This is a genomic window from Pantoea sp. AS-PWVM4 (genome assembly GCF_000468095.1).
GTDB lineage: Bacteria > Pseudomonadota > Gammaproteobacteria > Enterobacterales > Enterobacteriaceae > Pantoea > Pantoea phytobeneficialis.
The window spans coordinates 12,708-32,817 of the sequence record NZ_ASZC01000008.1; the positions used below are offsets into that span (position 1 = coordinate 12,708).

At 56.3% G+C, this 20,110-nt stretch carries 19 protein-coding genes; 10 read left to right on the forward strand and 9 right to left on the reverse strand.

Annotated features, from left to right (window positions below):
* Positions 1-57: 57 nt before the first annotated feature.
* The 4 genes from ugpA to ugpQ are packed head-to-tail and all read left to right on the forward strand — an operon-like array spanning position 58 to position 3,605.
* The gene (gene ugpA, locus L579_RS09620) at positions 58-948 is read left to right on the forward strand and encodes a sn-glycerol-3-phosphate ABC transporter permease UgpA (protein ID WP_021184056.1); all 891 of its coding nucleotides are present in this window, start codon (positions 58-60) and stop codon (positions 946-948) included.
* The gene (ugpE, locus tag L579_RS09625; RefSeq protein WP_021184057.1) at positions 945-1,790 is read left to right on the forward strand and encodes a sn-glycerol-3-phosphate ABC transporter permease UgpE; all 846 of its coding nucleotides are present in this window, start codon (positions 945-947) and stop codon (positions 1,788-1,790) included. Before ugpA ends, ugpE begins: the two co-directional genes overlap by 4 nt.
* A gap of 1 nt (position 1,791) precedes the next feature.
* Positions 1,792-2,865 carry a sn-glycerol-3-phosphate import ATP-binding protein UgpC gene (locus L579_RS09630; RefSeq protein ID WP_021184058.1) on the forward strand — a complete coding sequence of 358 codons (1,074 nt, stop codon included), beginning with the start codon at positions 1,792-1,794 and terminating at the stop codon, positions 2,863-2,865.
* The gene (gene ugpQ / locus L579_RS09635; RefSeq protein WP_021184059.1) at positions 2,862-3,605 is read left to right on the forward strand and encodes a glycerophosphodiester phosphodiesterase; all 744 of its coding nucleotides are present in this window, start codon (positions 2,862-2,864) and stop codon (positions 3,603-3,605) included. The genes L579_RS09630 and ugpQ overlap by 4 nt, the downstream gene beginning before the upstream one ends.
* On the opposite strand, the gene L579_RS09640 is transcribed toward ugpQ, so the two are convergent.
* Positions 3,602-3,877 carry a DUF2756 domain-containing protein gene (locus tag L579_RS09640; protein ID WP_021184060.1) on the reverse strand — a complete coding sequence of 92 codons (276 nt, stop codon included), beginning with the start codon at positions 3,875-3,877 and terminating at the stop codon, positions 3,602-3,604. The genes ugpQ and L579_RS09640 overlap by 4 nt on opposite strands.
* Before the next feature lie 190 nt (positions 3,878-4,067).
* On the opposite strand from L579_RS09640, the gene ggt reads away from it, so the two are divergent.
* Positions 4,068-5,819: a gamma-glutamyltransferase gene (gene ggt, locus L579_RS09645; protein ID WP_021184061.1), complete on the forward strand. Its 1,752-nt coding sequence runs from the start codon at positions 4,068-4,070 to the stop codon at positions 5,817-5,819.
* Positions 5,820-5,897: 78 nt separating this feature from the next.
* Here ggt and L579_RS09650 read toward each other — a convergent pair whose 3' ends face one another.
* Positions 5,898-6,392 carry a GNAT family N-acetyltransferase gene (locus L579_RS09650; protein WP_021184062.1) on the reverse strand — a complete coding sequence of 165 codons (495 nt, stop codon included), beginning with the start codon at positions 6,390-6,392 and terminating at the stop codon, positions 5,898-5,900.
* Between the two features lie 330 nt (positions 6,393-6,722).
* Between L579_RS09650 and gntR the strand changes: the two genes are divergently transcribed.
* From gntR to gntU, 3 genes are all read left to right on the forward strand, one after another.
* Positions 6,723-7,718: a gluconate operon transcriptional repressor GntR gene (gntR, locus tag L579_RS09655; protein ID WP_021184063.1), complete on the forward strand. Its 996-nt coding sequence runs from the start codon at positions 6,723-6,725 to the stop codon at positions 7,716-7,718.
* Positions 7,719-7,857: 139 nt separating this feature from the next.
* Positions 7,858-8,394, forward strand: coding sequence for a gluconokinase (gene gntK / locus L579_RS09660; protein WP_021184064.1), 537 nt, complete (start codon positions 7,858-7,860; stop codon positions 8,392-8,394).
* A gap of 2 nt (positions 8,395-8,396) precedes the next feature.
* Positions 8,397-9,737: a gluconate transporter gene (gntU, locus tag L579_RS09665; RefSeq protein WP_021184065.1), complete on the forward strand. Its 1,341-nt coding sequence runs from the start codon at positions 8,397-8,399 to the stop codon at positions 9,735-9,737.
* A 444-nt stretch (positions 9,738-10,181) separates the two neighbouring features.
* On the opposite strand, the gene L579_RS09670 is transcribed toward gntU, so the two are convergent.
* The 6 genes from L579_RS09670 to L579_RS09695 form a co-directional block, all read right to left on the reverse strand.
* The gene (locus tag L579_RS09670; RefSeq protein WP_021184067.1) at positions 10,182-11,807 is read right to left on the reverse strand and encodes a Na/Pi cotransporter family protein; all 1,626 of its coding nucleotides are present in this window, start codon (positions 11,805-11,807) and stop codon (positions 10,182-10,184) included.
* A 107-nt stretch (positions 11,808-11,914) separates the two neighbouring features.
* Positions 11,915-12,907 (reverse strand): ABC transporter ATP-binding protein, encoded by a 993-nt coding sequence (locus L579_RS09675; RefSeq protein WP_021184068.1) that lies wholly within the window; start codon positions 12,905-12,907, stop codon positions 11,915-11,917.
* A gap of 2 nt (positions 12,908-12,909) precedes the next feature.
* Entirely contained in the window at positions 12,910-13,695 is a 786-nt protein-coding gene (locus tag L579_RS09680) for an ABC transporter permease (protein WP_021184069.1), read from the reverse strand.
* A 10-nt stretch (positions 13,696-13,705) separates the two neighbouring features.
* Positions 13,706-14,551 carry an ABC transporter permease gene (locus tag L579_RS09685; RefSeq protein ID WP_021184070.1) on the reverse strand — a complete coding sequence of 282 codons (846 nt, stop codon included), beginning with the start codon at positions 14,549-14,551 and terminating at the stop codon, positions 13,706-13,708.
* The gene (locus L579_RS09690) at positions 14,541-15,359 is read right to left on the reverse strand and encodes an alkaline phosphatase family protein (RefSeq protein WP_021184071.1); all 819 of its coding nucleotides are present in this window, start codon (positions 15,357-15,359) and stop codon (positions 14,541-14,543) included. The genes L579_RS09685 and L579_RS09690 overlap by 11 nt, the downstream gene beginning before the upstream one ends.
* A gap of 10 nt (positions 15,360-15,369) precedes the next feature.
* On the reverse strand, positions 15,370-16,431 hold the full coding sequence (locus tag L579_RS09695) for an ABC transporter substrate-binding protein (RefSeq protein ID WP_021184072.1): 1,062 nt from the start codon (positions 16,429-16,431) through the stop codon (positions 15,370-15,372).
* 225 nt (positions 16,432-16,656) lie between these two features.
* Here L579_RS09695 and L579_RS09700 point away from each other — a divergent pair, with 225 nt between their 5' ends.
* Positions 16,657-17,355, forward strand: a complete 699-nt coding sequence (locus L579_RS09700; RefSeq protein WP_021184073.1) for a UTRA domain-containing protein — start codon at positions 16,657-16,659, stop codon at positions 17,353-17,355.
* Positions 17,356-17,425: 70 nt separating this feature from the next.
* Positions 17,426-17,836 carry a phosphate-starvation-inducible protein PsiE gene (gene psiE / locus L579_RS09705; RefSeq protein WP_013507480.1) on the forward strand — a complete coding sequence of 137 codons (411 nt, stop codon included), beginning with the start codon at positions 17,426-17,428 and terminating at the stop codon, positions 17,834-17,836.
* Between the two features lie 89 nt (positions 17,837-17,925).
* Here psiE and L579_RS09710 read toward each other — a convergent pair whose 3' ends face one another.
* Entirely contained in the window at positions 17,926-19,962 is a 2,037-nt protein-coding gene (locus L579_RS09710; RefSeq protein WP_021184074.1) for a prolyl oligopeptidase family serine peptidase, read from the reverse strand.
* Positions 19,963-20,110: the final 148 nt, after the last annotated feature.

Genomic DNA, 20,110 nt, shown 5'->3' on the forward strand with positions numbered 1-20,110 from the left:
GCCGTAATGGGGCAGGCCGCGTGTCTGCCCCGATCTTTTTGCCTGAACGAGTCCGTTATGTCCTCATCATCACGCCCGGTTTTCCGCTCCCGTTTGTTGCCCTATCTTCTGGTACTGCCACAGCTGGTGATCACCGCCATCTTCTTTCTGTGGCCAGCCGGTGAAGCGCTGTGGTACTCACTGCAAAGCCTTGATCCCTTTGGTATCTCCAGCACTTTTGTTGGACTGGATAACTTCAGACGGCTGTTCAGTGATGAGTACTACCTGGCCTCTTTCTGGACCACCATTGAATTCAGCGCGCTGGTCACGGTGTGCGGCATGTTGTTTTCCCTGCTGCTGGCGGCGCTGGTGGATTATGTGGTGCGGCTGAAAAAACTCTACCAAACCTTGCTACTGCTGCCGTATGCGGTGGCCCCGGTGGTCGCGGCAGTGCTGTGGATGTTCCTGTTTAACCCCGGACTCGGCCTGTTCAGCCATCTCCTTAACCAGATCGGTTACAACTGGAACTACGCGCAAAACAGCGGCCAGGCGATGTTCCTGATCGTGCTGGCATCGATCTGGCAGCAGATGAGCTACAACTTCCTGTTTTTCTTTGCGGCGCTGCAATCGATCCCCAAATCGCTGGTGGAAGCAGCGGCGATTGACGGTGCCGGGCCGGTGCGGCGCTTCTTTAACCTGTCGCTGCCGTTGATCACCCCAGTGAGTTTCTTCCTGCTGGTGGTCAACCTGGTCTATGCCTTCTTCGACACCTTCCCGGTGATCGATGCCGCCACTGGCGGTGGGCCGGTACAGGCGACCACCACGCTTATCTACAAAATTTATCGCGAAGGGTTTACCGGGCTGGATCTCTCCTCGTCGGCAGCGCAATCGGTGGTGCTGATGTTGCTGGTGATTGGCCTCACTATCCTGCAATTCCGCTTTGTCGAGCGTAAGGTGCAATACCAATGATTGAGAACCGACGCGGGCTGGATATCTTCAGCCACACGCTGCTGGTGCTGGGCGTACTGACGATCCTGTTTCCGCTGTATGTCGCCTTTGTCGCGGCAACGCTGGACAACAACGCGGTCTATCAGGTACCGATGACGCTGATCCCCGGCACCCACCTGTGGGACAACATCGCGCGCATCTGGACTCAGGGCGTTAACGGCAGTGGCCCGGCGTTTGGCCTGATGCTGTTCAACAGCCTGGTGATGGCGCTGAGTATCACCGTGGGCAAAATCGCCGTCTCGATGCTGTCGGCATTTGCGCTGGTGTGGTTTCGCTTTCCGCTGCGCTCGCTGTTTTTCTGGCTGATTTTCATCACCCTGATGCTGCCGGTGGAAGTGCGTATCTTCCCGACGGTGGAGGTGATTGCGACGCTGCATATGCTCGACAGCTACAGCGGTCTGACGTTGCCGCTGATGGCCTCGGCCACCGCCACCTTCCTGTTTCGCCAGTTCTTTATGTCGCTACCGGATGAGTTGATTGAAGCGGCACGCATCGACGGTGCCAGTCCACTGCGCTTCTTCTGGGACATCGTGTTGCCGCTGTCGAAAACCAATCTGGCCGCGCTGTTTGTCATTACCTTCATCTACGGCTGGAACCAGTATCTGTGGCCGCTGCTGATCATCAATGATGCCAGCCTCGGCACAGCCGTGGCCGGGGTGAGAAGTATGATCAATACCAGCGGCGGTCCGACGCAGTGGAATGAAGTGATGGCGGCAATGTTATTAACCCTGATCCCACCGGTGGTGGTGGTTTTAGTCATGCAGCGTGCCTTTGTGCGTGGCCTGGTGGAGAGTGAGAAATAAAATGGCAGGCGTAACCCTTCAGACCGTCACCAAATCGTATGACGGCAAAAATCAGATCATTCAGCCGCTGAATATCACCATCAACGATGGCGAGTTTATGGTGATGGTTGGGCCTTCCGGCTGCGGTAAATCCACGCTGCTGCGTATGGTGGCCGGGCTGGAGCGCGTCAGCTCTGGCGATATCTATATTGACGACCAACGTGTTACCGATCTGGAGCCGAAAGATCGTGGTATCGCGATGGTGTTCCAGAACTACGCGCTCTACCCACATATGACGGTAGAAGAGAACATGGCCTATGGCCTGAAAATCCGTGGTATGGGCAAAGAACAGATTCGCCAGCGCGTACTGGAAGCGGCGCGTAGCCTCGAACTGAATCATCTGCTGACCCGTCGCCCGCGTGAGTTATCCGGCGGTCAACGCCAGCGTGTGGCGATGGGGCGCGCCATCGTGCGTGAACCGGCGGTGTTCCTGTTTGATGAACCGTTGTCAAACCTTGATGCCCGCCTGCGCGTGCAGATGCGGCTGGAGCTGCAACAGCTGCACCGTCGCCTGCAAACCACCAGCCTGTACGTGACGCATGACCAGGTTGAGGCGATGACGCTGGCACAGCGCGTGATGGTAATGAACAAAGGCATTGTCGAGCAGGTGGGCACGCCGGTTGAGGTGTACGAACGCCCGGCCAGCCAGTTTGTCGCCGCTTTTATCGGCGCACCGGCGATGAACCTGCTGCCGGGGCAGATCAACAGCGACGGCACCCGTTTTACCCTCGATGCCCTGCACGCGCTGCCGCTGGCGGAAAGCAAGGCGAAGTGGGCCAATCGGCCACTGACGCTGGGCATTCGCCCTGAGCATATCCAGCTAACAAGCCGAGAGGCGGGGGGGATTCCGTTGGTGGTGGAGACACTGGAAATGCTCGGTGCTGATAATCTGGCGCATGGTCGTATCGGTGAGGCGCGATTGGTGGTACGTTTGCCGCACAGCGAACGCCCGCCGGCGGGCAGCAGCCTATGGCTGCATTTGCCGTCGGAGGCGTTACATTTCTTCGATTCAACTCATGGAAAGCGTCTGGAATGAGTAAGCACAACTGGCCGTATCCGCACATCGTCGCCCATCGTGGCGGCGGTAAACTGGCCCCGGAAAACACCCTCGCCGCCATTGATGTGGGGGCGCATTATCACCACCAAATGATTGAGTTTGACGCCAAACTCTCAGACGATCGCCAGATTTTCCTGCTGCACGATGACACCCTCGATCGCACCAGCAACGGCTGGGGCGTGGCGGGCGATTTGCCGTGGGATAAGCTGGCGCAACTGGATGCCGGTAGCTGGTTCAGCAACAAATTTGCCGGTGAGCCGCTGGCGCTGCTGAGCGACGTGGCCGCGCGCTGCCGTCAGCATCAGATGATGGCGAATATTGAGATCAAACCGACCACTGGCAAAGAGGTGGAGACGGGGCGCGATGTGGCGTTAGCCGCGCGTGAATTGTGGCAGGGGCAAACTGCGCCGCTGCTCTCTTCCTTCTCGTATCAGGCGCTGGAAGCCGCCATGCAGGCGGTGCCAGAGCTGCCGCGCGGCTTGCTGCTGGATAGCTGGCATGATGACTGGCAAGCGCTGACCTCAAGCCTGGATTGCGTCTCCATTCACCTCAACCACAAATTGCTGAATGCCGAGCGCACCGTGCAGTTGAAAGCGGCAGGTCTGCATATCCTGGTTTACACCGTGAATCAGCCCGAGCGGGCGCGCGAGCTGCTGGGGTGGGGCGTCGATGCGATCTGTACCGACCGCATCGACATTATTGGTCCCGACTTCCGTTAATTGGTCTTCTGCTGGCCCGGCTGCGTTTTGATGATGCGCTGCTGGGCGCTATCGCGATGTTCCTGCATTTTGCGCTGTAAATCCTGTTTCTGCTGTTGCTGATCCTGTTGCAGCTTCAGTTTCTCCTGCTGCTGCTGGATTTGCATCTGCGTCTGCATCCGTTGCTGGCTTGGGTTGTAGCCCGGTTTAAAGGGTTCGTTGGTGTTATTCAGCATATTCGCCATGCTGCTTAACGGCAGCAGGGCAGCGAAAACAATCAGCCATTTTTTCATGATCACTCCTCCATTAATGCCGCGGTGCTGTGTGTCTGGCGTAACCGCAGCAACCATAAGTTTATGCGATATTAAAAAGGGCCAATCCAGGAGTGCACCTAATTTGAGTTAGCTGCTAATCTTTTTCAGTGTTTGTAAACACTTGCGTCAATGTAAACAATTATAAACAACTGAAAAGGATGGTAGTGGCATGCGGATACAAGGCAGTGTACGCCAGCTCGGCTGGGCGTTGTTGATGAGTTTTACCGTGGTGCAGGGGGGACAGGCGGCACCAAACAGCGCACCTCCCGTCTCTTACGGCGTGGATAGCGATACCTTCCATCCGGTGAAGGCGAAACATGGCATGGTGGCCTCGGTGGATGCGACCGCCACTGACGTGGGCGTGGAGATTCTCAAACAGGGTGGCAATGCGGTGGATGCCGCGGTTGCGGTCGGCTTCGCGCTGGCGGTGACCCATCCACAGGCCGGAAACCTCGGTGGCGGCGGATTTATGTTGCTGCGTACCGCCTCCGGGCAGACCACCGCCATCGATTTCCGCGAAATGGCTCCGGCGCGTGCCTCGCGCGATATGTTTCTTGATAAACAAGGCAACGCCGACAGTAAGTTATCACTCACTTCCCATCTGGCATCGGGTACGCCAGGCACGGTGGCGGGTTTTGCGCTGGCCGCTCATAAATATGGCACGCTGCCGTTAAGCACCTTGCTGGCCCCGGCAATCAAACTGGCGCGGAACGGCATCATTGTTAACGATGCGCTGGCGGATGACCTCGCCACCTATGGCAAAGAAAACCTGATCAATCACGACAACAGCCGGGCCATTTTCTACAAAGCCGACGGCCAGCCTTATCAGAAGGGCGATCGTCTGGTGCAGAAAAACCTCGCGCACAGCCTGCAACTGATTGCGCAGCAGGGGCCGGATGCCTTCTACAAAGGCAAAATTGCCGACGAAATTGCCGGTGAGATGGCACAACATGGTGGTCTGATTGGCAAAGCTGATTTGGCAGCCTATCGCGCCGTTGAGCGCAAACCGGTCAGCGGCAGCTATCGCGGCTATCAGGTCTTCTCAATGCCACCGCCGTCATCAGGCGGCATTCATATCATCGAAATCCTTAATATCCTGGAAAACTTCGATTTGGCGAAGATGGGCTTTGGTAGCGCCGATGCGATGCAGGTGATGGCCGAGGCAGAAAAATACGCCTATGCCGACCGCTCGGAATATCTCGGTGACCCGGATTTTGTGAAGGTGCCGCAGCAGGCGTTGACCAGCAAAGCTTACGCGAAATCGCTGGCGCAGCAGATTGATGTCAACAAGGCGCGCCCGTCGAGCGAAATCAAACCGGGCAAGCTGGAGCCGTACGAGAGCAATCAAACTACCCATTTCTCCGTGGTGGATAAGGACGGCAATGCGGTGGCGGTGACCTACACGCTGAATACCTACTTCGGTAGCGGCATTGTGGCCGGGCAGAGCGGTATCCTGATGAACAACGAGATGGATGACTTCTCCGCTAAACCGGGGACACCGAACGTCTATGGTCTGGTTGGTGGTGAAGCCAATGCGGTACAACCTGCCAAGCGTCCACTGTCGTCGATGTCACCGACCATTGTGGTGAAGGATGGCAAAACCTGGCTGGTGACCGGTAGCCCTGGCGGCAGCCGCATTATCACCACGGTGTTGCAGATGGTGGTCAACAGCATCGATTTTGGTATGAATGTGGCCGAGGCGACCAATGCGCCACGTTTCCATCATCAGTGGCTGCCGGATCAGCTGCGTGTGGAGAAGGGCTTTAGCCCGGATACCTTGCGTTTGCTGGAGAGCAAAGGTCAGCATGTGAAGGTGCTCCCGGCGATGGGCAGTACCCAGAGCATTATGATTGGGCCGGATGGCACGCGTTATGGTGCATCCGATCCGCGTTCGGTGGATGATTTAAGCGCGGGTTATTAATGATTTTTGCGTGATAAATCACGCCGCTACAGCCATCTTTGGTCTGTAGCGGCGCGATTCATCGCGCGGTTTTTAGCTTTACCCTTTCAACCGCGCCATATAATGGGTATCCACCAGCGCGCCGTTCCGCATCGCATAACGGCGCGCGGTGCCCTCAATCTCAAACCCAAACTTCTGATACAACCCAATCGCGGCTTTATTGTCGGCAAACACCGTCAGCTCAATGCGCGTCACCTGCAACCAGTTGTCGCACAGGTCCACCATCGCCGCCATCAACGCGGAACCGACGCCACGGCGGTGAAACGCCGGATCAACCCCCATCCCGATAGTCGCGGTATGACGACGGCGCATTGCCTCCAGCACGCTGACGGTGAGTTGTCCCACCACCTGTCCATCAATGCACGCCACCAGTCGTTGCTCACCCGGACGAATGTTTTGCAGTCGCTCCTGCCACAGCGCAGGCGATTGCAAGGGGAGATGCAGGGTATCCGCCTGGGTTTCAGCGTGACTGTAAAGCTGAAACAGTACGGCGGCGTCATCAGGCGTGGTATGACGGACAGTGATCAGACTCATGGTGCGGCTCCTTATGCAAAATGAAAAAATCCCCTTTAACATCAAGGATTTTTTATCGCTGGTCAATTGGAAATAATTCTCAAAAGGACTTTACAGACGCGAATGATAATGATTATTATTGCGATGCGGTCCCGGGACGTCCTCCTGACAAACCGGGAAAGCACGACATTGCTCACATTGCTTCCAGTGTTTCTTAGCCAGCTCGGGTGCTGGCTTTTTTTTTGTCTTTTTCTCCGACATTTGGCAACGATCCCGCTTCCCGCGCCCCGTTTACAATCGCATGACAATTTAATGATAGACTCAGCGTATCTCTGACCTCAGGCGCTTACGATGAAGAAAAAAAGACCGGTACTACAGGACGTTGCCGATCGCGTCGGCATCACCAAAATGACCGTCAGCCGCTACCTGCGTAATCCAGAGCAGGTCTCCGCTGCGCTGCGTGACAAAATCGCCATTGCGCTGGACGAGTTGGGTTATATCCCCAATCGTGCGCCCGATATGCTGTCAAACGCCACCAGCCGGGCGATTGGGGTGCTGCTGCCTTCGCTGACCAACCAGGTATTTGCTGACGTGCTGCGCGGGATTGAAACCGTCACCGATGAGGCGGGGTATCAGACGCTGGTGGGGCACTTCGGCTATAACGCACAGAAAGAGGAATTGCAGCTGCGTTCGCTGCTGGGCTGGAACATCGATGGGGTGATCCTGACGGAACGCACCCATACGCCGGGTACGCTGCGTATGCTCGAAGTGGCAGGCATCCCGGTAATCGAAATGATGGACTCGGTTTCACCTTGCCTCGATATGGCTGTGGGCTTTAACAACGTCGAAGCGGCGCGTCAGATGACCCATGCTATCCTGAAAAAAGGCCATCGCCACACCGTCTACCTCGGTGCGCGCCTTGATGAACGTACCCTCCAGAAACAGCAGGGCTACGAGCAGGCGATGCGTGAAGCCGGGTTAACACCGCACAGCGTGATGATGGAAGATGCCTCGTCCTTCAGTGCCGGAGCCTTGTTGCTGCGTGAGGCGCAACGATGCTATCCGCAAACCGACAGCTTGTTCTGTACCAACGATGACCTTGCAGTCGGGGCGATGTTCGAATGCCAACGTCAGGGATTGCGCGTCCCGGAGCAAATGGCGATTGCCGGTTTCCACGGTCACGATATCACCCAGGTGGTTAACCCGCGTCTCGCGACGGTGCTGACCCCGCGCGAACGCATGGGACGGGAATCGGCGGCGATGCTGCTGGCGCGAATTGGCGGCGATCGTTCCGTCACCGTGCCACTGGATGTCGGGTTTGAAATTGCCGAAGGCGGCAGCATCTGATTCTGGCGATTTTTTGAGTCAGTTCACACTTTCGTGCTTTTCCCGGTAAAAGGGTTGCCAGCCTGTGACCGGGTACCGACAATGATGATCGAATTTGTTATCGGTAACATTGGCAGATTAACTGCCGGAGCGCAAAACAATGACAACGCCATCCCCGTCGCACCATGTTTTTATCCTGATGGGTGTGTCCGGCAGCGGAAAGTCTGCCGTCGCCAATCAGGTTTCACACCAACTCAACACCGCCTTTCTTGACGGTGATTTCCTGCATCCGCGCAGCAACATTATGAAAATGGCCGAAGGCCATCCGCTGGATGACAACGATCGTCGCCCGTGGTTGCAGGCGCTGAACGATGCCGCTTTTGCCATGCAACGTACCCAGGAAGTCTCCATCATTGTCTGTTCGGCACTGAAAAAGTCCTACCGCGACATCCTGCGTCAAGGCAACCACAACCTGAAATTTGTCTATTTGAAAGGCGATTTCGAAACCATCGAATCCCGCCTGAAAGCCCGCAAAGGCCACTTCTTCAAACCACAGATGCTGGTGACGCAGTTTGCCACGCTGGAAGAACCCGGCGCGAACGAACCCGATGTACTGGTGGTTGATATTAATCATTCACTGGATGAGGTAGTTGCGGCCACGGTTGCGACCATCAAGGGAGCAATCAACAAGGGTTAGTCATGAGTACCGCAACGCTGGTGTTAACCGCAGCAGGCTCTGTCCTGCTGCTGCTGTTTTTGGTGATGAAAGCGCGTATGCACGCCTTTGTCGCCCTGATGTTAGTCTCCATTGGTGCCGGGTTGTTCTCCGGTATGCCGCTCGACAAAATTGCTGACACCATGCAGAAAGGCATGGGCGGTACGCTCGGTTTCCTGGCGATTGTGGTGGCGCTGGGCGCGATGTTCGGCAAAATCCTGCATGAAACCGGCGCGGTCGATCAGATTGCTATCCGCATGCTGAAAACCTTCGGGGAAAGCCGCGCGCATTACGCGATGGGCATTGCCGGGTTAATCTGCGCGCTGCCGCTGTTTTTTGAGGTGGCGGTGGTGTTGCTGATCAGCATCGCATTTGCCGTGGCGCGCCGCACCGGCGATAACCTGGTGAAACTGGTGATCCCGTTGTTTGCCGGGGTCGCTGCTTCCGCAGCGTTTCTGCTGCCGGGACCGGCTCCGATGTTGCTGGCGTCACAAATGCAAGCTGATTTTGGCTGGATGATTTTGCTGGGCCTGTGCGCAGCGATCCCTGGCATGATTATCGCCGGACCGCTGTTTGGCAACCTGATTGCTAAACGCGTCACCTTCAGCGCCCCGCCGGAAGACAATCAACCGGATGTGGAAGAGGGCAAACTGCCGTCGTTTCGCTTCAGTCTGGCGCTGATCCTGTTCCCGCTGCTGTTGGTGGGGCTGAAAACCATCGGTGCGCGCTTCACTACGCCGGATTCACGTCTGTATGAGTGGCTGGAGTTTATTGGTCACCCCTTCACCGCGATTCTGCTGGCCTGTCTGGTGGCGATTTATGGCCTGGCGTACCGTCAGGGCATGGATAAAGAGAAGGTGATGCAGGTCTGCGGCAGCGCGCTGCAACCGGCGGGGATTATCCTGCTGGTGATCGGTGCGGGTGGGGTGTTTAAACAGGTGCTGGTGGATTCCGGCGTCGGTCCGGTACTGGGCCACGCGTTGATTGGCGCGGGTCTGCCGATTGCGCTGGCTTGTTTTATCCTCTCCGGTGCGGTGCGGGTGATTCAGGGTTCAGCCACGGTCGCCTGCCTGACGACGGTTGGCCTGGTGATGCCGGTGATCGAACCGCTGCACTACAGCGGCGCGCAACTGGCGGCGCTGTCGATTTGTATCGGCGGTGGCTCCATCATAATCAGCCACGTCAATGACGCTGGTTTCTGGCTGTTTGGCCGCTTTACCGGCGCGACGGAAGGTGAAACCCTGAAAACCTGGACGCTGATGGAAACTATCCTCGGCACCACCGGGGCGATTGTCGGGATGATTGCTTTTACCTTATTGTCATAACAACCCAGCGCAATAAATTGCGCCGCTACCAGCCGCAGAGGTCGGTAACGGCGCGATTTATCGCGCGGTTTTTTCCCGCATCGCGCATGGAACTGCGCCGCTACCAGCCGCAGAGGTCGGTAACGGCGCGATTTATCGCGCGGTTTTTTCCCGCATCGCGCATGGAACTGCGCCGCTACCAGTCGCAAAGGTCGGTAGCGGCGCGATTTATCGCGCGGTTTTTTCCCGCATCGCGTATGGAACTGCGCCGCTACCAGTCGCAAAGGTCGGTAGCGGCGCGATTTATCGCGCGGTTTTTTCCCGCATCGCGTATGGAGCTGCGCCGCTACCAGTCGCAAAGGTCGGTAGCGGCGCGATTTATCGCGTGGTTTTTCCCGCATCGCGTATGGAACTGCGCCGCTACCAGTCGCAAAGGTCGGTAGCGGCGCGATTTATCGCGCGGGTTTACTCATCATCCCTGTCGTCATCCGGCTGTTCCAGCACCGTGTAGGCTACGGCGCAGAACAGCGAATTCAGACGCTTCATATCTCCCAGTAATCCCAGATGCAGCGAGCTGGTTTCGATACTTTGCACGTTCTGGCGATGCAGACGCTCAACATGGGCATGGGAAAAACGTCGAATCAGAATACGGAAACGATGTTTGGAACGGCGCAGACGTTTGGCGCTGGCGACATCGTGGGATAAAAACACCGACAGGCTCAGGCGCAGGTTATTCAGCAACTGCTCCTGCAATGTCTCCAGCTCCTCCAGCCCCTCCGGTGAGAAGGCACGGCGTGCGGCCAGCGCTTTATCGGCCACATCAGCACTCATGCGTTCGATAATGTCGCCCGCCTGTTCCAGGTTAAGCGCCATTTCGATGATCTCCGCCCAGCGGCGCGAATCCTCTTCCGCCAGATCCTCCTTTTGCATACGTGCCAGATAGAGTTTGATGGCGGTGTACAACACATCAACATCATCATCCAGCCGTCGCACCGCGCGTTCCTCACGTAGCTCGCCGTGCACCACCTTGCTGAAGGTTTCGACCATCTGCTCAACCACATCGCCAATGCGTAACGTCTCACGCGCCGCATTGACCAGCGCCAGCGCGGGGGTATCCAGCGCGCTGCTGTCGAGGTGTTTCGGTTTCAGCACGGTATCGGTTTCTGCGTCATCGCTAATCATCCGGCGGCACAGGCGGGCCATCGGATCGGCGAAGGGGACCATCACGATGCAGCGGATCAGGTTGTAGAACACATGGAAGAAAATGACCAACTCTTCGTCGTTAACTGGCAGCTTATCCAATACGTCTGCCACGGTATTAACGAACGGCAAAATCACGATGCTACCGATAAGTTTAAACAGCAGGCTGCCAAGTGCGACACGTTTGCCGGCGGCATTGGAGCCGCTGGCGTTAATCATCGCCAGCAGGCCGCTGCCAAGATTGGCACCAATCACCAGACAAAGCGCGACTTTGAAGGAGATCACCCCGGTGGCGGTCAGGGTGGCGGTAATCAACACCGCCGCCAGACTGGAATAACTGATGATGGCGAACACCGCGCCAATCAGGGCATCCAGCATCACATCACCGGTCAGCGTGGAAAAGATGACCTGTACGCCCGCTGCCTGGGTAATCGGGCGCGCGGCGGCGACAATCAGTTGCAGCGCCAGCAGGATCAGACCGAGGCCGATGCTGGCTCGTCCCAGTTGACCGAGACGGGTTTGTTTTCGACCGAGGAAAAAGATCACGCCAAACAGGATAAACAGCGGCGACAACCACGAAAGATCGAAGGTCAGGATACGTGCCATGACGGCCGTACCGACGTCAGCACCCAGCACCACCACCAGGGCGGGTGTCAGGCTGACAAGATTCTGCGCGACGAAAGAGGTGACCAGCATGGTGGTGGCGTTGCTGCTTTGCACCAACGCGGTGACGCCAATCCCGGCGAGAAACGCCATCGGCTTTTTCTCGACGCTGCGGCTAAGTACCCGACGCAGATCGGCACCATACACACGCATAATGCCGGTACGAACAATGTGTGTGCCCCACACCAACAGGGCCACGGCAGATAACAGGTTTAACAGGGTTAACACGTAAGCTGGCTCCTTTACCGTCAGGCTTTAAAGCAGGTTGCCAGCCTGACGGAGAGCGCAACCTGTACAAGATATCGTCACGTTGCGTTGCTAATTTTTCCTGTAATTTAAGCGACCTGGCGCAACGTCGACATCTCTAACTGTAGCCCAATCTGCATCCCGGCGGGGTGTAAATCTGCCACGCTACGGTTCAGAACATCGACCGAAAGTTCCACATTGTGCGCCAGCACACGATAACGGATCACGTTACCCAGCAGGCTGTGGCTGATAATGGTGGCCGCAATACCTGACTCTGGCGCACCCATCAGAATCGATTCCGGGCGAATCGCCACCTGACCGGTGAACGTCTGGCCGGTTAACTGCGTTGCCTGCTCGGCACTCAACAGGTTGTAGTTACCGATAAACCCGGCGGCAAACAGATCGGCCGGTTGAGTATATAGCGCTTCGGCATTGCCGTTTTGCACGATTTTTCCACGATTCATCAACACGATGCGATCTGACAGTGTCAGCGCTTCTTCCTGGTCGTGCGTCACGAAGATGGTGGTGAGCTTCAGTTCCTGCTGGATATTGCGGATTTGCTCGCGCAGATGGCGGCGAATACGGGCATCAAGCGCCGACAGCGGTTCATCCAGCAGCAGCAGACGTGGACGCGTCACCAGCGAGCGTGCCAGCGCCACGCGCTGGCACTGGCCGCCTGACAGTTGGTGGGGATAGCGGCGGGCGAAGTCGGTCAGTTCCACCAGCGCCAGCGCTTCCATCACCCGGCTTTGGATTTCACTTGCCGCCAGTTTTTGCATCTTCAGGCCGAAGGCGACGTTCTTTTCTACCGTCATATTCGGGAACAGGGCATAGCTCTGAAACACCATGCCGATGGTACGTTTCTGCGGCGGCAACGGCACGATATCCTGGCCCTGCAACAGAATTTGCCCGCTGTCGACCGAGGTCAGCCCGGCGATGCAGCGCAGCAGCGTTGATTTACCACAGCCGCTTGGACCGAGCAGAGTGACGAACTCGCCCTCGTCGGCGCTGAAATCGATATTTTCGAAAATGGTGGTCGGGCCGTAGCTTTTATTCAGCTTTGTAACGTTCAGGTAACTCATGGTCAGCCTCGTTCAGGATTGAGGGCATTCGCCAGCCAGGTGACCAGCAGGACGACAACAAAATAGGAGATCACCAGCGCGCTGGTGAAATGGCCGCTGCCGTTGCGCATGTTGTAGAGGTAAACCTGCAAGGTTTCATAGCGGGTGCCGACCAGCAGGTTAGCGAATACAAACTCACCTATCAGGAAAGAGAAGGAGAGCAGCACGGCGATAAACACCCCTTTGCGCAGGTTCGGCAGCACCACAAACAGCGCTGCCTGCCAGGTGCTGGCACCCAGCAGATGCGCGGCATCAATCAACTCTTTCAGGTTGATGGCCTGCATATTGTTGGAGATGGCACGATAGATAAACGGCAGCGCGATGGTGAAATAACAGCCAATCAGAATCCACGGCGTGCCGGTGAGCATCAGCGGTGATGAGGAGTAAAGCTGCAACAAGCCGACCGATGACACTACCGGCGGTACGGCGAACGGCATCAGAATCAGCACGTTCATAACCGAGTCCAGCTTCGGAAAGTAGTAAGCGATCACAAACATCGCAGGCAGCACCAGCACTAACGAGAACAACAGCGCACCAAAGCAAATCAACAGCGAATGGCCGAGCGCCGTCAGGAAACGACTGTCGCTCCACAGTTCAAAGAACCATTTCAGCGTGTAGCCCTGCGGCAGAATGGTGTTGCTCCAGTCGGAGGAGAGCGCATACAACAGCGTTGCCAGCAGCGGAGCCGCCAGAATCACCAGCAGCAGCCAGACAATCAGGCGATGGTAAAGTTTTTCGACGCGAGACATGGGCCGCTCCTCAGGACGGTTTGGCGTTGAGATAACTGCGGCGCACCAGATACTGCTGCACCACGGTAATCACCGCCATCAACAGCACCAACAGCATCGCCAGCGCGCCGCCGGTATTAGGATCCAGCGAAATATCACCCGATACCAGGGCGGCGATACGTACCGGCACCACGTTAAAGTTGCCAGTGGTGAGCGCATAAATGGTGGCGTAAGCACCAAGGGCGTTGGCGAGCAGAATCACGAAGGTGCCGAGCAGGGCCGGGAACAAAATCGGTAGCCCGATATGCCACCAGTAGCGCCAGCGGCTGGCACCGAGCAACGCGGCGGATTCCTGCCAGTCCTGACGCAAGCCATCAAAAGCCGGGTAGAGCAGCAGAATGCCGAGCGGGATCTGGAACCAGGTGTAGACAATCACCATGCCGTCGCGCGAGAACAGTTTGAAGCTTTCCAGCAAATTGTAATGGCGCAGCAGCAACGTCAGGCAGCCGTTCAGTCCGAGTAAAATGACAAAGGCAAACGCCAGCGGCACGCCGGCGAAGTTGCTGGTCATATTGGTAAACGACATCAAAAAGCGCTGAAAGCGTCCACTGCCCATCTGATGCAGCGAGTATCCGGCGACCAGCGCGATTAACAGGCCATAAATGCTCGACCAGATCGAGATATCCAGCGACAGGCGAAAAGCCTGTAAATAGAACGGCGAGGTCAGGATATCGCTGTAGTTATCCAGTCCCCAGCTTTCGTTCATGTCGCTCCAGAAGCTGTTGATGGCGATCCACAGCAAAGGGGCGAGCTGGAATGCCACCCAGAACAGGGCGAACGGCAGCAACAGCAGTAGCGCCAGGCCCTTACCCTTCATGACGCGGCTCCGCCAGCAGGTCACGGCATACCGGTTTATCATGCTCGACGCCCAACAGGGTGCAGACGATGCCGCACAACTCGGTCTGTTGTGGTTGCAGATCCGGCTGTTTTGAGAAGCCTTCACCAAACACAAACAGCGGCACGTTGGTTTCCTCCGGCAGAATCCCGCCGTGAGAGCGATCGTCGTTCATGCCGTGGTCGGCGGTGACAATCACCTGGTAACCGGCAGCCAACCAGCCTGGCATCCAGTGCGACAGATAACCATCCGCCATGCGCGCACGGTTGCGATACTGTGGTGACGACAGGCTATGTTTGTGCCCGGCATCGTCAATATTCATCGGGTGGATCAGCATAAAGTCCGGGTCGTGGCGCAGACGCAGGCTTTCGGCATCTTCAAACAGGTGGGAATCCGGGTAGCCGTCGTCCCAGTAAAAGTGCCCATATTGAATGGGCAGGTCAGGCGCGACCGTATGCCGGTCGCGCGCTGCGTTAAACGGGGTCTGATTATACAGCTCACTCACCCAGTGGTACGCCGCAGCCGCAGTGGTTAAACCGGCGGCGCGGGCATAATGGAAGATGCTGCGCTCTTTGCTCAACCGACTGACGCCATTATGAATGATGCCGCTACGCACCGGCGGGATGCCGGTGAGAATACATTCGTATAGCGGCCGCGACAGCGACGGCAACTCGCAGGTCAGGGTGTAATATTGGCCATTGCCCTGCGCGCATTCGGCAAACAGGTAACCCATTGCGTGCTGTGCCACCTGATTGCTCAGCCCATCCAGTACCACCAGGATTGTTTTCATCCCCTTCTCCTTACTGCTGCATATTGATGATCACGTTCTCCTGCCACAGACGCGGCAGTGCTTTTGACGATTTATCCCAGGCAGCCTGGTCTTTGATCGGTCGGGCATTTTTGTACTCAGATTCCGGCAGCAGTTTGGCCTGCACGTCAGCTGGCAGCGTGAGGTATTTGGCACGAATCGGGCGTGCGTAACCTTTTGCCAGGTTAGTCTGACCGGCATCAGAGAAGATATATTCGCGCGCCAGTTTGGCGGCGTTCGGGTGTTTGGCGTATTTGTTGATGATGGTGGTGTAGCCAGACGTCACGGAACCGTCGGATGGGATCACCACTTCATAGCGGTTTTTGTCGATCTGATCGCGGTAGTTCAGACCGTTGAAGTCCCACACTACAGCAACCTGGATTTCGCCTTTCTCAATGTTGGCAATTACCGGATCGGTCACGCCGAGACGGCTCTGTTTGGCGAGGTCAGCAAAGAAGTTCAGTGCCGGTTTCAGGTTCTTCTCGTCACCGCCCAGCGCGTAGTTAGCCGCCAGAACACCGTTGGCAGCCTGAGCAGCCACACCGACGTCACCGATAGTGACCACATACTTACCTTTTTTCAGATCGGCCCAGCTATGCGGGACATCTTTCACCTGCTGCTTGTCGACGAGGAACGCGATGGTGCCGGTATAGGCCAGCATCCAGTTGCCTTCTTTATCTTTCGCCCAGTCCGGCACCTGATCCCAGTGCGTCGGCTTGTAGGGCTGTGCCAGACCTTTCGCTACCGCGACCGGGCCAAAAGCGGCACCCACGTCGCCGATATCGGCGCTGGCATTCTCTTTTTCTGCGGCAAATTTAGCCAGCTCCTGCGCCGATGACATATCGGTATCGCTGTGCTTCAGGCCATATTTGCTACTGATGTCATTCCAGGTATCTTTCCAGTTGGCCCAGCTATCTGGCATACCGACGCTGTTGATTTGACCTTCACTGCGCGCGGCTTTTTCCAACGCGGCGAGGTCGTTGTCGGCGGCTTGCGCGGCTGGCAACGCAAGCAGTACGGCACTGGCTACTACAGAGGCGATTAACGCTTTCATCTCAGTTGCTCCCGGTGTAAGTTGAGGGACATCTTGGTCTAGTCCAGCAAGAACCGAGCCAATTTAGCTGTTGCAGATGAAGGTTTTATGACTAAGGCGGTAAAATGTGGTGTAGAGCGCCGATCCACACAGATGTTCGGAAGGCATTGAGACCAGGTTTACGTTGTCATTAGAATGTCATCGAACTGTCATAGTGCAGCTTCGCCCCAAAATGAGGCTTTAAAGATGTTGTCGAAAACGGCAGATGTCATCGCAGCCGCGCTGCACAGTCGGATTGACGCAGGCGAGTTCACCAGCGGGCGCTTGCCTGCGGAACGCAGCCTGAGCGAACAATATTCCACCACGCGTATTACCTTGCGTGAAGCGCTGGGATCGCTGGAGGCACAGGGTGTTATTTACCGTGAATTGCGCCGCGGTTGGTTTCTCGCCCCGCCGCGATTGGTGTACAACCCGTTGCACCACAGCCATTTCCACGCGATGGCTGCCCAACAGGGGCGGATTGCCAGCACTGAGGTGATTGAAGCGCGTAAAGCGCCGGTGCACTCCTCGGTGGCGCATCAACTGCAACTGGCTGAAGGCGATGAGGTTTACCTGATTCGCCGTCTGCGCCGCATTGATGGGCGCGCGGTGCTGTATGTGGAGCACTATCTTAACCCACACTATTTTCCGGGCCTGCTTGACGAGGACCTCACCCGCTCCCTGACTGACCTGTATAACCACCGCTATGGCATTCGTTACGGCGGCGCGCGTTTTACTATCCTGCCGGGGCCATTACCCGCTCATGCCGCGCCAGCATTAAATGTTGCCAGCGGCACGCCAGGATTGCTGATTACCCGCACCAACCGTGATCAGCACAAACGTGTCATCGACTGCGACTGTGAGTACTGGCGCTATGATGCGCTGTGCGTGGATGTGGATGTCTGACCATATTGTGATTTTGATCACACTACCGCATGATAGCGCCAGAGATAACTCGTTTTATTAAGGCGCAAAAATGACTGAAAAATCAGCGGCGGGGCAACTGATTGCCACGGCTCTGCAATGGGTATTGAACCTGGGATTGGTGATCCTGGCGATCATTCTGGTGGTATTCCTGGGTAAGGAAACCATTCATCTGGCCAACGTGCTGTTTAGCACCGGCGAACAGGCGTCGTCATTTCTGCTGATCGAAGGGATTGTGATCTACTTTCTCTATTTCGAATTTATCGCGTTGATTGTGAAGTATTTCCAGTCTGGCTATCACTTCCCATTGCGCTATTTCGTCTATATCGGCATCACTGCGATCATTCGGTTGATTATCGTCGACCATAAAAACCCGTTCGATACGCTGTGCTACTCCGCCGCCATTCTGATTCTGGTGGTGACGCTGTGGCTCGCGAACAGCAACAGATTGAAACGCGAGTAATTTCACGTCCGTAGCGGCGCGATTTATCGCGCGGGCTTTTCCTTCAGCGCGCACGAAATTGCGCGATAAATCGCGCCGCTACGCATCCCTTAGTTACCCATTAACATTTGCCACAAAAACTCCTCCACTAACGCCATCTTGAATGCAATCTGCCCTTTCTCTGGCGCGTTACCGTGTCCGGCCTCGGTTTCTTCATATAACCAAACCTGCTGATGTCCTTGTTGCTGCATCCGCGCCACCATTTTACGGGCGTGCGCCGGACTCACGCGATCATCCCGGGTTCCGGTGGTAAACAGGGTGGGAGGATAGGTTTTATCGGCCTGAACCTTGTCGAAGGGGGAATAGTTTTTCAGCCATTGCCACTCTTCCGGTTTGTCCGGATCGCCATATTCCGCAATCCAGGATGCGCCTGCCAGCCAGCGATGATAGTTCGCCATATCCAGCAGCGGAACTTCGCAGACCAACGCGCCGAAGTATGCGGGGTAGTCCGTCAACATATTGCCAATCAGCAATCCGCCATTGCTGCCGCCGCGTGCGGCAAGACGTGCCGGGCAGGTGACATTGCGCGCGACAAGGTCGGCAGCGACAGCAGCAAAATCCTCATAAGCCCGGTGACGATGCTCTTTTAACGCTGCCTGGTGCCACTGCGGGCCATACTCACCTCCGCCGCGAATATTTGCCACAACGTAAACGCCGCCTTTTTGCAACCATGTCGCCCCTGGCGCGCCCAGATAGGAGGGCGTCAGCGAGACTTCAAAGCCGCCGTAGCCATTAAGTAACGTCGGATGATCGCCGTTCAACGTCAGATTTTTGGCGCTAACCTGGAAATAGGGAATAGGGGTGCCATCCAGCGATAGCGCAAAATGTTGCGTCACTGCAAAGTCTGTGGCGTCGAAGCTGGCCGGATCCTGCTTCACCTCTACGCGCGTTTGTCGATCAAAGTCACCGTAGCTCAGACGTCGCGGCTGTAAAAAACCGTGGCTGATGAGTGCGTAGCGGTTGTTCTCATTATCCAGCGCATGCGCGAATACATTGGTGGCATCATTGAGGCTGATCTCTTCAACCGTCTGCCACTCTCCTTCTGCCAGTGCCATCACGCTGACGCTTTCCACCACGTCGCGGATCTTATCGATCAACAGATAATCACGCGTGGCAGAGTAGCTATTCAATGTGGTGTGCGCATCTGGCGTAAACAGGGTGGTGAAGTGGCGTTTTCCCTGTTGAAAATCGTCCAGGTTAATCGCCAGTAACGCGCCTGCCGGGTAGACCTCATCCGCTATCTGCCAGCGGCTGGTCAGGGTAACCAGCAGCCACTCTTTGAAAAAACCGGCAGTGGCATCATCCGGGATGGCAATGTGTTCCAGCTGGCCCTGATCTTTCAGTAACCAGGTTTGATGACGGTAAAAATCGATCCCGCGATACACCAACTCTTTCTCATAACCCGGAGTATGAATACGCCAGGCAGAAACTGAGAGATCGTTGACCTCACCTGCGTAAATCAACGGGGCGGATTCAGGGGACGTGCCGCGCTGCCAGCGCCGGACACAGCGTGGATAGCCGGAAGAGGTCAAGGTTTCGCCCCCCGCATCCAGGCTGAGTAAAAGGGTGTTTTCATCTACCCAACTCACCCGGCTTTTGCTGACAGGGAGAAAAAAGCCGTCGTTGATAAAGGTCTTACTGACCAGATCAAACTCGCGTATCTCACAGGCATCGCCGCCGCTGGAGAGGTAAATCAGCGCACGCGCGTAGTCGGGGTAGAGTGGCTGTGCGCCATGAAAACTCCAGTGGCTGTTTTCCTGTTGGTTGAGTTGATCCAAATCCAGCACGGTTTCCCACTCGGGTTCGGCGCTCTGATAGGAGACCGCGTTAGTACGCCGCCAGATACCGCGCGGATGTTCCTCATCCTGCCAGAAGTTATACAGGCTCTCGCGATAGTGGGTAACCCAGGGAATGTTGGACTTGTCATTCAGCCAATGCAGCGTCGCTTGCTGGGCCTGTTGGAAACGGCTGCCCTGAGCGAATTGAGCAGTGGTAAGGCTGTTTTGTGTGGCGACCCAGCTGAGTGCCTGGTCGTTTAGGGGTTGCTCCAGTGCGTTTAACAGATCCTGATGTTGTTCTGGCGTCATGACATCTCCTTAGTAGCCTGGTGAACTGAAACAAGCATAGCGGTTTTGCATTGAATTAACTTACAACGCATTTCCGGCAACGCTTCGTTATTCGCGCTGCGGCGGTGGTGCGTTACACTGGGCGCACTTTTTTCTGTGGAGAGTTTTT